Raw genomic sequence first — 12,632 nt, 5'->3', positions numbered from 1 at the left:
TCCGCCGCAAGCTCCCGCTGGCTGCGGGACACTCCTCGATTATCCTGAGTCCCCGCCCCATGCCTTTGCTCGATACACCCTTCGCCCAACTCGACCTGATCCGCCAGCCCGAACAGCAGAACGAACCGTTGCAAGCGTTCGATGCCGCCGATGAATACCTGCTCAACCATCTGGCAGCGCAGCAGCCGACAACTGACACGCGGGTATTGGTGCTCAACGACAGTTTCGGTGCGCTGGCGGCGAGCCTGCTGGGCAAGGTTGCCGTCACCAGCAGCGGCGATTCGTTTCTGGGCTTTCAGGGACTGGAAAAGAACCTGCTGCGCAACGGCCAGGCATTTGATGCGATTCGCGGTGTCCCGGCCAGTGAGCCGTTGGTCGGGCCGTTCGACCGGGTGCTGATCCGCGTGCCGAAAACCCTGGCCCTGCTGGAAGAACAGCTGATTCGCCTGCAAGGGCAATTGGCCCCCGGCGCCGAGGTGATCGCAGCAGCGATGGTCAAGCATCTGCCGCGCGCCGCGGGCGACCTGCTGGAGCGCTACATCGGTACCGTACAAGCCTCACTGGCAGTGAAAAAAGCCCGCCTGCTGATCGCCACCCCTGAGGCAAAAGCGCCAGCAGTGTCGCCCTACCCGTCTCGTTATCGCCTCGACGATCCGGCCATTGAGTTGCTCAACCACGCCAACGTGTTCTGTCGTGAAGGTCTGGACATCGGCACTCGCGCCTTTCTCCCGCATTTGCCGAAGAACCTTGGTGATGCACGCGTTGCCGATCTGGGTTGCGGCAACGGTGTGCTGGCTATTGCCAGCGCCCTGCAAAACCCCCAGGCGCAATACACGCTGGTCGACGAGTCATTCATGGCCGTGCAATCGGCTGCCGAAAACTGGCGTATTGCACTCGGTGATCGCGACGTGACGGTGCGTGCAGGTGATGGTCTGGCCGGTCAGGAGCCGCAATCGCTGGACGTGGTGCTGTGCAATCCGCCATTCCATCAGCAGCAAGTGGTCGGCGACTTTCTTGCCTGGCGCATGTTCCAGCAGGCGCGCGAGGCGCTGGTGGTGGGCGGCGCGCTGTATATCGTCGGCAATCGCCATCTGGGTTATCACAGCAAACTGGCGCGCCTGTTTCGCGGTGTCGAGCAAGTGGCGGCCACACCGAAATTCGTGATCCTCAAGGCGCGCAAGTAACCTTCAGGCAAAAAAAACCCTCCGCGAGGAGGGTTGCAAAGCCGTACCCGAAGGCGCCGGGACGGGGTGTTTCAGTGAGTCGTCAGGCCTGCAGCGTTCATGAACATGCGCATCAGGCTGGCGGCGATAAACAGCACGCCGACGCTACCGACCCAGATCAAGGCCAACCAGCCGAGCCGCTGCCACAGCGGTTTTTTTTCGGCTTCTTCAATGTCGTGCAGGGAATGTTTGCCGGGCATTGTTTCGATCCTCATCCGTCAGATCGATGGCGCCCTTACCGACGCCATCGCTCCCACAAGGTTTTGCTTAGTGATAACCGTCTTCATGGGTGACCTTGCCGCGGAACACGTAGTAGCTCCAGAAGGTGTAACCCAGGATGAACGGAATGATGAACAGCGTGCCCACCAGCATGAAGCCCTGACTTTGCGGCGGTGCGGCGGCGTCCCAGATCGAAATCGACGGCGGCACGATGTTCGGCCACAGGCTGATGCCCAGACCGCTGTAGCCGAGGAAGATCAGCACCAGGGTCAGCAGGAACGGCATGTAGTTGGCGTTGCGCGCCACGGCGCGGATCAGACCGTACATCGTCACCAGCACCAGAATCGGTACCGGCATGAACCAGAACAGGTTCGGCATGCTGAACCAGCGGGTGGCAATATCCGGATGAGCCAACGGCGTCCAGATACTGACAATACCGATCACGGCCAGCAGTACAAAAGCCAACGGCCGTGCCAGGTCATGCATCTGTTCCTGGAGCTTGCCCTCGGTTTTCATGATCAGCCAGGTGCAGCCCAGCAGGGCGTAGGCCACTACCAGTGCGGCGCCGCAGAACATTGTGAACGGCGTCAGCCAATCCAGTGAACCGCCGGCGAACTGTCGATTGACCACCGGCAAGCCGTCGATGAACGCCCCCAGCGCCACGCCCTGGAAGAACGTCGCCGCCACCGAGCCACCGATGAACGCCTTGTCCCACAGATGACGCTTGTCGTCCTTGGCCTTGAAGCGGAATTCGAACGCCACGCCACGGAAGATCAAGCCGATCAGCATGAAGATCAGCGGCAGATACAAGGCCGACAAGACCACCGAATAAGCCAGCGGAAATGCGCCGAACAACGCCGCGCCGCCCAGCACCAGCCAGGTTTCGTTGCCGTCCCAGACCGGCGCGACGGTATTCATCATCACATCACGGTCGACTTTGCCGGGGATGAACGGGAAGAGAATCCCGATGCCCAGATCGAAGCCGTCCATGACCACGTACATCATGATGCCGAAGATGATGATCACGGCCCAGATCAGCGGAAGATCAATACCCATGGCTCAAATCTCCTTGGTCAGGCTGGGGGTGTCGTGATCGGCATCGGCCGAATCGTCGGCGGCGGACAACGGACGCGCCGGTGTGCGCTGTTTGCCTGGACCACCGTCCGGCGTCTCGGCGCCCTCGCTGATCTTCGGCCCTTTGCGCACCAGGCGCATCATGTAGCCGAGACCCGCGCCGAACAGGGCGAAATACACCACCACAAACATGATCAGGGTGATGCTCATCTGCATGAAACTGTGGTTGGAAGACGCATCCGCCGTGCGCATCAAGCCGTAGACCACCCAGGGCTGACGGCCAATTTCAGTGGTAAACCAACCGGCGAGAATCGCGATCAGGCCGGATGGCCCCATCCACAACGCCAGATACAGGAACGGCCGCGAGGTGTAGAGCGTGTCGCGTTTGCGCAGCCACAGGCTCCACAGACCGGTGAAGATCATCAGGAAACCGAGGCCGACCATGACCCGGAACGACCAGAACACGATGGTCGAATTGGGCCGGTCTTCCGGCGGAAATTCCTTGAGTGCCGGCACTTGTTTGTCCAGCGAGTGGGTCAGGATCAGGCTGCCGAGGTAAGGGATCTCCACGGCGAACTTGGTTTTCTCTTCTTTCATGTCCGGCCAGCCGAACAGGATCAGCGGCGTGGCTTCGTCGCCTTTGTTTTCCCAGTGCCCCTCGATCGCGGCGATTTTCGCCGGCTGATGCTCAAGGGTGTTGAGGCCATGGAAGTCGCCGATGACTGCCTGGATCGGCGCGACGATCAGCGCCATCCACATCGCCATCGACAGCATGGTGCGGATCGCCGGATTGTCCTTGCCGCGCAGCAAGTGCCAGGCCGCCGAGGAGCCGACGAAGAATGCCGTGGCGACAAACGCAGCCGTTGCCATGTGCATCAGGCGATACGGGAACGAAGGATTGAAGATGATCGCCAGCCAGTCGGTGGGAATCACCTGACCGTTAACGATTTCGAAGCCCTGCGGGGTCTGCATCCAGCTGTTGGAAGCGAGAATCCAGAAGGTCGAAATCAGCGTGCCAATTGCCACCATGACCGTGGAAAAGAAGTGCAGCCCGCGCCCGACCTTGTTCCAGCCAAACAGCATCACCCCAAGGAAACCGGCCTCGAGGAAGAACGCCGTGAGCACTTCATAGGTCAGCAACGGCCCGGTGACGGCGCCGGCGAAGTCCGAGAAGCGGCTCCAGTTGGTGCCGAACTGGTAGGCCATGACCAACCCGGAGACCACGCCCATACCGAAGTTGACGGCAAAGATCTTCGACCAGAAATGGTAGAGATCACGGTAGGTGTCGTTATGGGTTTTAAGCCACAGGCCTTCTAGTACCGCAAGGTAACTCGCCAGGCCAATGGTGATGGCCGGGAACAGGATGTGGAACGAGATGGTGAACGCGAACTGAATTCGGGCGAGATCGAGTGCCTCTAAACCGAACATATGGCTTCCTCTGTCAGGTAATACCGGCTGCGGACCCGGAGGCCTGCACCCACTGCCCCCACGGATATGGAGTGCGGCGAATTCTGATTCGTTCTTTTTAAACAGCCATCGCAACGCAGGGAGTCTGGCCAACGGGCCACCGGATCAATTCCTTTTGGGTCTTGATCTGGATCAAGCAACGTTGAAAGAGTAGTCCCATTTTTACCGATGAACTGCGTGGTCGTTTGCCGCGTGACAAGTTGCCTCATCGACGGGGCAATGCTCTGCAATGGATTTCTTGCGGCGAGCTTGAGGAAATCGATGTCTGGCTAACTAAATTTTTTGTCATAGCAACTTCCTGTTACAGACTGGTGATAACCTCGCGATTCCCCTCGAGCCAGACCTGCCTTCAGATGCCCAGCCAAGAGCCCCTGCTGTTACGTCATCACCGTCCATTTCTCGCTTTCTGGTTCGCGCGGATCTTTACCGCCAGCGGATTTCAGATGCTCACCGTGGCAATCGGCTGGAACCTCTACCAACTGACCGGCAACGTGCTCGATCTGGGTCTGGTAGGGCTGGTCGAATTCGCGCCGCGCGTGCTGTTCATGCTGCACACCGGGCATGTCGCTGATCGCTATGACCGACGCAAAGTCGCGGCGATCTGCCAGTCGTTGCAGGCGTTGATCGCGCTGGCGCTGGCCATCGGCAGCGCTACCGATCACGTCACCCGCGAGATGATCTTCATCCTCGCCTTCCTGCTCGGCGCGGCGCGCTCGTTCGAGATGCCGACCACGCAGGCACTGCTGCCGAGCATCGTGCCCAGCGCGCTATTCCCTCGGGCAGTGGCGGCGGCGCAATCGGCGCAGCAATCAGCCACCATCGTCGCCCCGGCGCTGGGCGGTTTGCTCTATGCATTCGGCAGCGTCTGGGTGTATGGCCCGACCGTGTTGCTGTATGTCATTGCCTGCACCTTGATGCTCAACCTGCCCGCGCGGCAAACGCCATTGAACAAAGGCAAAGCCACGCTGGATTCGTTATTGGCCGGGATTCGCTTCATTCGCAGCCGCCCGGACATTCTCGGTGCTATTTCGCTGGATTTGTTTGCGGTACTGCTCGGCGGCGCCACGGCGTTGCTGCCGGTATTCGCCAAGGACATCCTGCTGACCGGGCCGTGGGGCCTCGGCCTGCTACGTTCGGCACCGGCGGTCGGCGCACTGGGGATGTCGCTGTTCCTCGCCCGATTTGTCGTAGAACGCAACGTTGGCCGAGTGATGTTCACGGCGGTCGGGGTATTCGGCGTTGCGACCATCGCCTTCGGCCTGTCGACCTCGTTCTGGTTCTCCCTGGCGGTGCTGGTGGTGCTCGGCGCAGCGGACATGATCAGCATGGTCATCCGTGCTTCCTTCGTACAACTGGAAACCCCGGACGAAATGCGCGGCCGGGTCAGCGCGGTGAACGGGCTGTTTATCGGTGCTTCCAACCAGTTGGGCGAATTCGAATCCGGCGTCACCGCCCACTGGTTCGGCACCGTGCCAGCGGTGGTGATGGGCGGGATCGGCACGCTGGTGGTGACGGGAACATGGATCAAGTTGTTTCCGACACTGGCTAACCGCGATCGGATGCATGTGCCGGTGGAAGAGGTGAAGGTCTGAAACGATCCAGACCTACAACTCCCCCGCCACTTTCGCCCGCAAGGCCTTGCCGCCGAGTTGCTCGACCAGCGTCAAGGCAAATTCCAGCGCAGCGCTGGAGCCTTGCGCGGTGATGCAATTGCCGTCCACCAGCACCGGTTGATCAACAAACGTACAGCCCGAGAGTTGATGGCTGGCGCTGGGCAGGCAGGTCATGCGCCGCTGGCGCAGCACGCCGAAGGTTTGCAGGGCGACGGCCGGGGATTCGGCAATGGCGGCGAACAGGCGCCCGGCACTGGCCTGATCCTTGACCAGTTGTTGCAGCGGTTGATGTGCCGCCAGGTGTTGAGAGCCGACGGCGCCGCCGGGCAGGACGATCAGGTCGAAGGTTTGCGCCAGCACATCGACCAGCATGCCGTCGGCGGTCAGACGCGTACCGCGGGCGCAGGTGAGCATGCGTCGTCCTTCAATACTGGCGGCGACCACTTCGACGCCGGCGCGGCGCAGCACGTCGATCAGAGTCACGCTTTGCAAATCATCGATGCCCTCGGCGAGGGTAATCAGGGCTCTAAAGGTCATGGGCGCTATCCGCTGGGTGATACTTGAAGCGTAGTCAGCTTCACCCGGATCGCGCTGCAACAGCCGTTACTTGATGTAAAGCTGGGTCGACATCGTGTTGCGTGGCGCGTTGATCGAGGTGTTGCTGAAGGTAAAAGTGCCTTCCTGTTTGCCCGCCAGATCGAAGGTATACAGAGAACCGACGGTTTTATTACCGGGAGTGCATTCGGTCAGGTTGCCGTTATCAAAGGCACACACCGGCGCTCGGGTTCCGTTCACTTCGAATCCGTCCAGTGCGACCTGAGGCTGGCTCTTGCCGTAGCCGACTTCGAGCACGTAGACCTTGATATTCGGTCCGCTGTGATTGCATTGGGTCTGCGCCTGCCCATCGCCGATGTCTTCAAGACCGCAGGCAGGCGATTGCACCTTGATGACTTTCACTTGCGTCAACGGCGGTGCCGACGCTGCCCAGGCCGGCGACATCCCGGCCGTCAGCGTTGCGATTAACCCGAAAGCGTTCATCCAGCGCTTGCTCATGCGTCCCCCCCACTGAAAAAATCAGCGCGCAGTATGGCGCAGTTGGCTTCAACGCAAAACTTCGCCGACGATCGACACCAACAACCGCCATATTCCTCACGCTGCTGGTATGATGCGCGGCTTTTTCCGGCCCACCACAATTTTCCAGGCGCTTGCGACGGTCTGTGCTTTGCTGTTGAGGTCGATACATTCACGGCGCTACGCGCGCCACGGGGAGCAGACATGCTGGAAAGGCTGTTTCAACTCAAGGCACACAACACCAACGTGCGCACCGAGATTCTCGCGGGCATCACGACTTTCTTGGCCATGGCCTACATTCTGTTCGTCAACCCGAGCATTCTCGGCGAGACCGGCATGGACAAAGGCGCGGTGTTCGTCGCCACCTGTCTGGCGGCTGCCATCGGTTCGACCGTGATGGGCCTGATCGCCAACTACCCGATCGCCCTCGCACCGGGCATGGGTCTGAACGCCTTCTTCACCTACACCGTGGTCCTGCACATGGGCCACACGTGGCAAGTGGCGCTGGGCGCGGTGTTCATTTCCGCGGTGCTGTTCTTCCTGCTGTCGATCTTCCGCATCCGTGAATGGATCATCAACAGTATCCCGCTGCCACTGCGCTCGGCGATTGCCGCCGGTATTGGCCTGTTCCTCGCGCTGATCGCCCTGCACAACGCCGGCATCGTCGTCAGCAATCCGGCGACCATGGTCGGCCTCGGTGACCTGAAACAACCGGCACCGATTCTCGCCACCCTCGGTTTCGCCCTGATCGTCGCCCTCGAAGCGTTGAAAGTACGTGGCGCTGTGTTGATCGGCATTCTGGCGGTGACCATCGTGTCCATCGCAATGGGGTTCACCCCGTTCGGCGGCGTGACCTCAATGCCACCTTCGCTGGCCCCGACCTTCCTGCAACTGGACATCAAAGGCGCACTGGACATCGGTCTGGTCAGCGTGATTTTCGCGTTCCTGTTCGTCGACCTGTTCGACAACTCCGGCACCCTGATCGGCGTCGCCAAGCGCGCTGGCCTGATGGGCAAGGACGGCCACATGCCGAAAATGGGCCGTGCACTGATCGCTGACAGCACCGCAGCCATGGCCGGTTCGTTGCTGGGTACTTCGACCACCACCAGTTATATCGAATCCGCTGCCGGCGTGAGTGCGGGCGGCCGTACCGGTCTGACGGCCATTGTCGTGGCGATTCTATTCCTGCTGGCGCTGTTCTTCTCGCCACTGGCGGCCAGCGTTCCGGCCTTCGCCACCGCGCCGGCACTGCTGTTCGTCGCCGTGTTGATGACTTCGGGCCTGGCGGAAATAGACTGGGACGACATCACCGTTGCCGCGCCAGTTGTCGTGACCGCACTGGCCATGCCGTTCACTTACTCGATCGCCAACGGCATCGCCTTCGGTTTCATCTCCTGGACCGTGATCAAGCTGCTGTCGGGCCGTGCCCGTGAGCTGAACCCGGCGCTGGTGATTCTGTCGATTCTGTTCGTGATCAAGTTGGGTTGGTTCAACGCATGACTTTCGATTCCCAGGCCTACGCCGAGCAACTTCAAGCCAAGGTCACGCGCTTGCGTGATCTGCTGGCGCCATTCGATGCCCCCGAGCCAACGGTGTTCGCCTCGCCGCTGCAGAACTTCCGTCTGCGCGCCGAATTCCGCCTGTGGCGCGAAGGCGGCGAGCGGCATTACGCGATGTTCTCCCAGGATGACAAACGCACGCCGATCCTCATCGAAGAATTCCCGATTGCCAGCCTGCGCATCAATCAGTTGATGCCGCAATTGAAGGCGGCATGGCAGGCCAGTTCGGCGCTGAGCCACAAGCTGTTTCAGGTGGAATTCCTGACCACGCTGGCCGGCGATGCAATGATCACCCTGTGCTATCACCGCCCGCTGGACGAACACTGGCATACAGCGGCGACGAAGCTGGCGGCGGATCTCGGCGTCAGCATCATTGGTCGCTCGAAGGGCAAACGCGAAGTACTTGGCCTCGATTACGTGGTCGAGAAACTCGACGTCAGCGGTCGCACCTTCAGCTATCGCCAGCCGGAAGGCGCGTTCACCCAGCCTAACGGCACGGTGAACCAGAAGATGCTCAACTGGGCGTACGAAGCACTTGGCGATCGTACTGACGACTTGCTGGAGCTGTACTGCGGCAACGGCAACTTCACCCTGCCGCTCGCGACTCGCGTGCGTAAAGTGCTGGCCACCGAAATCAGCAAGACCTCGGTCAACGCGGCATTGAGCAACCTCTGCGAAAACGCTGTGGATAACGTCACTCTGGTGCGCTTGTCCGCCGAAGAACTGACCGAAGCGCTCAACGACGTGCGCCCGTTCCGTCGCCTGCAAGGCATCGACCTGAAGAGCTACGAGTTCGGCAGCGTCTTCGTCGATCCGCCGCGCGCCGGCATGGACCCGGACACCTGCGAGTTGACCCGGCGCTTCGACAACATCCTGTACATCTCCTGCAACCCGGAAACCCTGGCGGCGAACATCGCCCAGTTGCACGACACGCACCGTATTACCCAGTGCGCGTTGTTTGACCAGTTCCCGTGGACGCATCACATGGAATCGGGTGTGTTGCTGACCCGGCGTTGATTGCGGGATAACAGATACGAAAAAGCCGTCGTGATTGACGGCTTTTTTGTGGTTTTACAACGCGGGATCGGCCTTGCGTGGTCGCCCGCCCTTCTTGCCATTCGCTCGAGCAGCTTCGGACTTTGCAGCACTGCTTTGACGACCGTTACGCGATGCAACCACCGACGCAGCCATCTTCATGAGTGACTGGCTCGCTGAAATCATCCCGGCAATGGAAACGTCAAGGTCTTTGCCCTCATGGCAAAGCGCAGTGCCTGCGAATCCGACGGTTAGTCCCTCGTAATCGCCTGCATCAAACCCGTCAAACTCTGGATACTGGTTCACCGGAAGCAACACACCACTGCCATCCTCAAAACGGATGACCAGAGATGATTCTTCAAAGGTTACGGAGACAGCCTGCAAGCTACTCGCTCGGCGTGCCTCCCCTTGCAGGATGGCAGCGTCGATCATCTCCTCCGTCAGTAGACGATGTGTGGATGGCTTAGCCTTGATGACTTTCATAAATCGATTTCCACTCCTTCCAATGCGCCTATCAATGTCAGAAGAGTTTTGCCCTCTTCTGGCAGATAACGCGCCGATCCCACTCTGTATGTCTTGTCAGTGACGAGTTTCATCCCCAGCAATTCGTTTGAATGGCTGTCCCACAATTGATTGTCGAGACAGACAGTTTGCAATCTTGACCACCAGATCCCGCGTGCTCGTCGCAGATGAGCAGGCTGCTCAAGAGATCGACACAAGCCTTCCAGCACGGTTAACGGTGGTCGACGAGAAAGTGGCATGACATCCCAAAGCTCAATTTCGTTGTGCCAGAAACTGAACTGTAATCGGGCGCTCCAGCTACCTGCATTCACGTGAACGTGCGGGGGGCAATGCTCATCTCGCAACATGATGACAATCGACAATCCTTTGTAGCTGCACACCTTCATGCTAACCCATCCGTTAGGTTAATAAGTTTCAGGATTCGAGATTCCTTTCAAATCCGACGACTGGTGATCGGCACATGACGTTTCACCGCTTTTCAGGCTAGCGTCGGAACGGGTCATGAGTCGGTCAATCTCCGGTAAAAAACGTAAGCAAAGCTGTCGTCATATCGACATCAATATTGCTTCTGTGCGATCACCGAACATAAAACGCCACGTCCATTTTTGTTCAATTGACCATGGTAACCATCTAGTACATTTTATCTCCACAGGCTGAAATCCTCGGCCAAAGCCAAAAACAATAAGTGGAGTTACCCCTCATGCCCCCTATCGTTCTGGTGCTCAACGGCCCGAACCTGAACCTGCTCGGCACCCGCGAGCCGGCGACTTACGGTCACGAAACCCTTGCGGATATCTCGGCTCTGTGCGGTCGCGCTGCCGAAGAATTCGGCCTGGCCGTGGAGTTTCGCCAGACCAATCACGAAGGCGAACTGCTTGACTGGATTCACGCCGCCCGCGGCCGTTGTGCCGGGATCGTGATCAATCCGGCGGCGTGGACGCACACCTCGGTAGCGATTCGCGATGCGCTGGTGGCCAGTGAATTGCCGGTGATCGAAGTGCACCTGTCGAACGTTCATGCCCGCGAGCCGTTTCGTCATCACTCGTTTGTTTCGGCGATTGCCACAGCGGTGATGGCCGGTTTTGGCAGTCATGGCTATCGCCTGGCACTGGAACACTTCAGTCAGCGGTTGAAGGGGTGAATCACATGGCTCGCTCTAACGTAATACTCGCCGGGCTGATCGGCGCTGGCATTCAGGCCTCGCGCACGCCGGCGTTGCATGAGCACGAAGGTGATGCGCAGGGCATGCGCTATCTGTATCGACTGATCGATCTCGATCAGTTGAAAATGGACAGCACCGCCCTGCCTGACTTGCTGCTGGCGGCCGAGCGGATGAACTACACCGGGCTGAACATTACCTTTCCGTGCAAGCAGGCGATCATTCCGCTGCTCGATGAGTTGTCGCCGGAAGCCAAAGGCATCGGCGCGGTGAACACGGTGGTGCTGAAAGACGGCAAGCGTGTCGGCCACAACACCGATTGCCTCGGTTTCGCTGAGGGTTTTCGCCGCGGTCTGAAGGACGCTGCCCGTGAGCGTGTGGTCCAAATGGGCGCCGGTGGCGCAGGCGCGGCAGTGGCCCACGCATTGTTGAGCGAAGGCGTACAGCAACTGAGCATTTTTGATGTCGACAGTGAGCGCGCCGAGAGCCTGGCGAACAATCTCAATCAGCATTTTGGCGTTGGTCGTGCGGTGGCCGGGCGGGATCTGCCGAGCACGCTGAATCTGGCCGACGGCCTGGTCAATACCACGCCCATGGGCATGGCCAAACTGCCGGGCATGCCGGTGCCGGTCGAGCTGCTGCGCAAGGAATTGTGGGTGGCCGAGATTGTGTATTTCCCGCTGGAAACCGAGCTGCTGCGCAATGCCCGCGCGCTGGGTTGCCGCACGCTGGACGGCGGCAATATGGCGGTGTTTCAGGCGGTGAAGGCGTTTGAATTGTTCAGTGGCGTGGTGCCGGATGCGCAGCGGATGCTCGCGCATTTTCAAAGCATGAACGGCTGAAGCAACTTGCTTCCCTGTGGGAGTGAGCCTGCTCGCGATGGCGTCCTGTCAGCCAACACATTAGTTGCCTGACACACCGCTATCGCGAGCAGGCTCACTCCTACAAGGGGTTAGCGTCAGGCTTGCAGGTAACGCAGCACCGACTCGCAAATCATCTCGCGATGCCGCTGCTTGATGCTTTCATCGGGCAGATCGATCTGGAAAATCTCGCCAAATGTGTGCCGGTTCGACACGCGATAGAAGCAGAACGAACTGATCAGCAAATGCACATCCAGCGCATCCAGCCCCGCACGGAAAACGCCCTCCTCAGCACCACGACGCAGAATCTCGCCGAGTGAATCAAGAATGGTGTTGTTCATCGCCTTGATCGCGTCGGAACGCTTCACGTATTCGGCGTTGTGGATGTTTTCGATGCTGACGATGCGCACGAAATCGACGTTGCGGTCGTGGTGATCGAAGGTGAATTCGACCAGTCGCCGAATCGCCTCCACTGGCGCCAGCTCAGCCAGGTGCAGGCGGTTTTCGGTGCTGCGGATATCGCCGTAAAGCTTCTCCAGCACCTCGACGTACAACTGCTCCTTACTGCCGAAGTAGTAATAGATCATGCGCTTGGAGGTGTGGATGCGCTCGGCGATCGCATCAACGCGAGCACCGGACAAGCCTTGCTGGACGAACTCGACGATCGCCTCCTGCAAGATGTTCTCGCGGGTCTTTTCCGGGTTGTTCTTGCGACTCTTGCGCGGCTCTACAGCGGAAACTTCAGGAGCTGCGGAAAGTTCTGTATTCATCGTCATTGCGGGCTCACGGCCATCACTGCACAGGCGGCGATTATGGGCCGCGCAGCACAG

Annotated in this window: 14 protein-coding genes; 6 read left to right on the top strand and 8 right to left on the bottom strand. The window is 59.5% G+C overall.

Annotated elements, in window-relative coordinates:
• Positions 1-59: 59 nt before the first annotated feature.
• Positions 60-1,184 (top strand): methyltransferase, encoded by a 1,125-nt coding sequence (locus tag GTU76_RS07555; protein ID WP_180698356.1) that lies wholly within the window; start codon positions 60-62, stop codon positions 1,182-1,184.
• Between the two features lie 71 nt (positions 1,185-1,255).
• Here the strand turns inward: GTU76_RS07555 and GTU76_RS07550 are convergent, their stop codons facing one another.
• From GTU76_RS07550 to GTU76_RS07540, 3 genes are all read right to left on the bottom strand, one after another.
• The gene (locus GTU76_RS07550) at positions 1,256-1,423 is read right to left on the bottom strand and encodes a DUF2474 domain-containing protein (RefSeq protein ID WP_007909751.1); all 168 of its coding nucleotides are present in this window, start codon (positions 1,421-1,423) and stop codon (positions 1,256-1,258) included.
• Positions 1,424-1,490: 67 nt separating this feature from the next.
• Positions 1,491-2,498 (bottom strand): cytochrome d ubiquinol oxidase subunit II, encoded by a 1,008-nt coding sequence (gene cydB / locus GTU76_RS07545; RefSeq protein ID WP_007909749.1) that lies wholly within the window; start codon positions 2,496-2,498, stop codon positions 1,491-1,493.
• Positions 2,499-2,501: 3 nt separating this feature from the next.
• On the bottom strand, positions 2,502-3,944 hold the full coding sequence (locus GTU76_RS07540) for a cytochrome ubiquinol oxidase subunit I (RefSeq protein ID WP_016986177.1): 1,443 nt from the start codon (positions 3,942-3,944) through the stop codon (positions 2,502-2,504).
• A 392-nt stretch (positions 3,945-4,336) separates the two neighbouring features.
• On the opposite strand from GTU76_RS07540, the gene GTU76_RS07535 reads away from it, so the two are divergent.
• On the top strand, positions 4,337-5,575 hold the full coding sequence (locus GTU76_RS07535; protein WP_180698355.1) for an MFS transporter: 1,239 nt from the start codon (positions 4,337-4,339) through the stop codon (positions 5,573-5,575).
• 12 nt (positions 5,576-5,587) lie between these two features.
• Here the strand turns inward: GTU76_RS07535 and GTU76_RS07530 are convergent, their stop codons facing one another.
• On the bottom strand, positions 5,588-6,133 hold the full coding sequence (locus GTU76_RS07530; RefSeq protein ID WP_180698354.1) for a DJ-1 family glyoxalase III: 546 nt from the start codon (positions 6,131-6,133) through the stop codon (positions 5,588-5,590).
• A 66-nt stretch (positions 6,134-6,199) separates the two neighbouring features.
• Complete coding sequence (locus GTU76_RS07525; protein ID WP_026000681.1) at positions 6,200-6,649, bottom strand: DUF4879 domain-containing protein; 450 nt, start codon at positions 6,647-6,649, stop codon at positions 6,200-6,202.
• Positions 6,650-6,871: 222 nt separating this feature from the next.
• Here GTU76_RS07525 and GTU76_RS07520 point away from each other — a divergent pair, with 222 nt between their 5' ends.
• Together GTU76_RS07520 and trmA are read left to right on the top strand one after the other, a co-directional pair.
• Entirely contained in the window at positions 6,872-8,167 is a 1,296-nt protein-coding gene (locus tag GTU76_RS07520; RefSeq protein ID WP_016986174.1) for an NCS2 family permease, read from the top strand.
• The gene (gene trmA, locus GTU76_RS07515; RefSeq protein WP_180698353.1) at positions 8,164-9,243 is read left to right on the top strand and encodes a tRNA (uridine(54)-C5)-methyltransferase TrmA; all 1,080 of its coding nucleotides are present in this window, start codon (positions 8,164-8,166) and stop codon (positions 9,241-9,243) included. The genes GTU76_RS07520 and trmA overlap by 4 nt, the downstream gene beginning before the upstream one ends.
• 54 nt (positions 9,244-9,297) lie before the next feature.
• Here trmA and GTU76_RS07510 read toward each other — a convergent pair whose 3' ends face one another.
• Together GTU76_RS07510 and GTU76_RS07505 are read right to left on the bottom strand one after the other, a co-directional pair.
• Entirely contained in the window at positions 9,298-9,744 is a 447-nt protein-coding gene (locus tag GTU76_RS07510; protein ID WP_180698352.1) for a DUF2442 domain-containing protein, read from the bottom strand.
• Entirely contained in the window at positions 9,741-10,169 is a 429-nt protein-coding gene (locus tag GTU76_RS07505) for a DUF4160 domain-containing protein (RefSeq protein WP_175553153.1), read from the bottom strand. The genes GTU76_RS07510 and GTU76_RS07505 overlap by 4 nt, the downstream gene beginning before the upstream one ends.
• Before the next feature lie 314 nt (positions 10,170-10,483).
• On the opposite strand from GTU76_RS07505, the gene aroQ reads away from it, so the two are divergent.
• Together aroQ and GTU76_RS07495 are read left to right on the top strand one after the other, a co-directional pair.
• The gene (aroQ, locus tag GTU76_RS07500; protein ID WP_008084592.1) at positions 10,484-10,924 is read left to right on the top strand and encodes a type II 3-dehydroquinate dehydratase; all 441 of its coding nucleotides are present in this window, start codon (positions 10,484-10,486) and stop codon (positions 10,922-10,924) included.
• Between the two features lie 5 nt (positions 10,925-10,929).
• Positions 10,930-11,784 (top strand): shikimate dehydrogenase, encoded by an 855-nt coding sequence (locus GTU76_RS07495; RefSeq protein WP_180698351.1) that lies wholly within the window; start codon positions 10,930-10,932, stop codon positions 11,782-11,784.
• Positions 11,785-11,900: 116 nt separating this feature from the next.
• On the opposite strand, the gene GTU76_RS07490 is transcribed toward GTU76_RS07495, so the two are convergent.
• The gene (locus tag GTU76_RS07490) at positions 11,901-12,578 is read right to left on the bottom strand and encodes a TetR/AcrR family transcriptional regulator (protein ID WP_016986169.1); all 678 of its coding nucleotides are present in this window, start codon (positions 12,576-12,578) and stop codon (positions 11,901-11,903) included.
• Positions 12,579-12,632: the final 54 nt, after the last annotated feature.

Origin of the sequence: Pseudomonas crudilactis (assembly GCF_013433315.1) — a bacterium.
Taxonomy (GTDB): Bacteria; Pseudomonadota; Gammaproteobacteria; order Pseudomonadales; family Pseudomonadaceae; genus Aquipseudomonas; species Aquipseudomonas crudilactis.
The sequence above is the reverse complement of the archived record's forward strand: the minus strand, read 5'-3'. Positions and strand labels throughout refer to the sequence as shown.

Excerpts from the sequence above, each read along its gene's own strand:
- trmA (WP_180698353.1), top strand. The coding sequence starts at position 8,164 with ATGACTTTCGATTCCCAGGCCTACGCCGAGCAACTTCAAGCCAAGGTC.
- GTU76_RS07555 (WP_180698356.1), top strand. The coding sequence starts at position 60 with ATGCCTTTGCTCGATACACCCTTCGCCCAACTCGACCTGATCCGCCAG.
- GTU76_RS07530 (WP_180698354.1), bottom strand. The coding sequence starts at position 6,133 with ATGACCTTTAGAGCCCTGATTACCCTCGCCGAGGGCATCGATGATTTG.
- GTU76_RS07520 (WP_016986174.1), top strand. The coding sequence starts at position 6,872 with ATGCTGGAAAGGCTGTTTCAACTCAAGGCACACAACACCAACGTGCGC.
- GTU76_RS07550 (WP_007909751.1), bottom strand. The coding sequence starts at position 1,423 with ATGCCCGGCAAACATTCCCTGCACGACATTGAAGAAGCCGAAAAAAAA.
- GTU76_RS07535 (WP_180698355.1), top strand. The coding sequence starts at position 4,337 with ATGCCCAGCCAAGAGCCCCTGCTGTTACGTCATCACCGTCCATTTCTC.
- GTU76_RS07510 (WP_180698352.1), bottom strand. The coding sequence starts at position 9,744 with ATGAAAGTCATCAAGGCTAAGCCATCCACACATCGTCTACTGACGGAG.
- GTU76_RS07525 (WP_026000681.1), bottom strand. The coding sequence starts at position 6,649 with ATGAGCAAGCGCTGGATGAACGCTTTCGGGTTAATCGCAACGCTGACG.
- GTU76_RS07505 (WP_175553153.1), bottom strand. The coding sequence starts at position 10,169 with ATGAAGGTGTGCAGCTACAAAGGATTGTCGATTGTCATCATGTTGCGA.
- GTU76_RS07490 (WP_016986169.1), bottom strand. The coding sequence starts at position 12,578 with ATGACGATGAATACAGAACTTTCCGCAGCTCCTGAAGTTTCCGCTGTA.
- GTU76_RS07495 (WP_180698351.1), top strand. The coding sequence starts at position 10,930 with ATGGCTCGCTCTAACGTAATACTCGCCGGGCTGATCGGCGCTGGCATT.
- GTU76_RS07540 (WP_016986177.1), bottom strand. The coding sequence starts at position 3,944 with ATGTTCGGTTTAGAGGCACTCGATCTCGCCCGAATTCAGTTCGCGTTC.
- aroQ (WP_008084592.1), top strand. The coding sequence starts at position 10,484 with ATGCCCCCTATCGTTCTGGTGCTCAACGGCCCGAACCTGAACCTGCTC.
- cydB (WP_007909749.1), bottom strand. The coding sequence starts at position 2,498 with ATGGGTATTGATCTTCCGCTGATCTGGGCCGTGATCATCATCTTCGGC.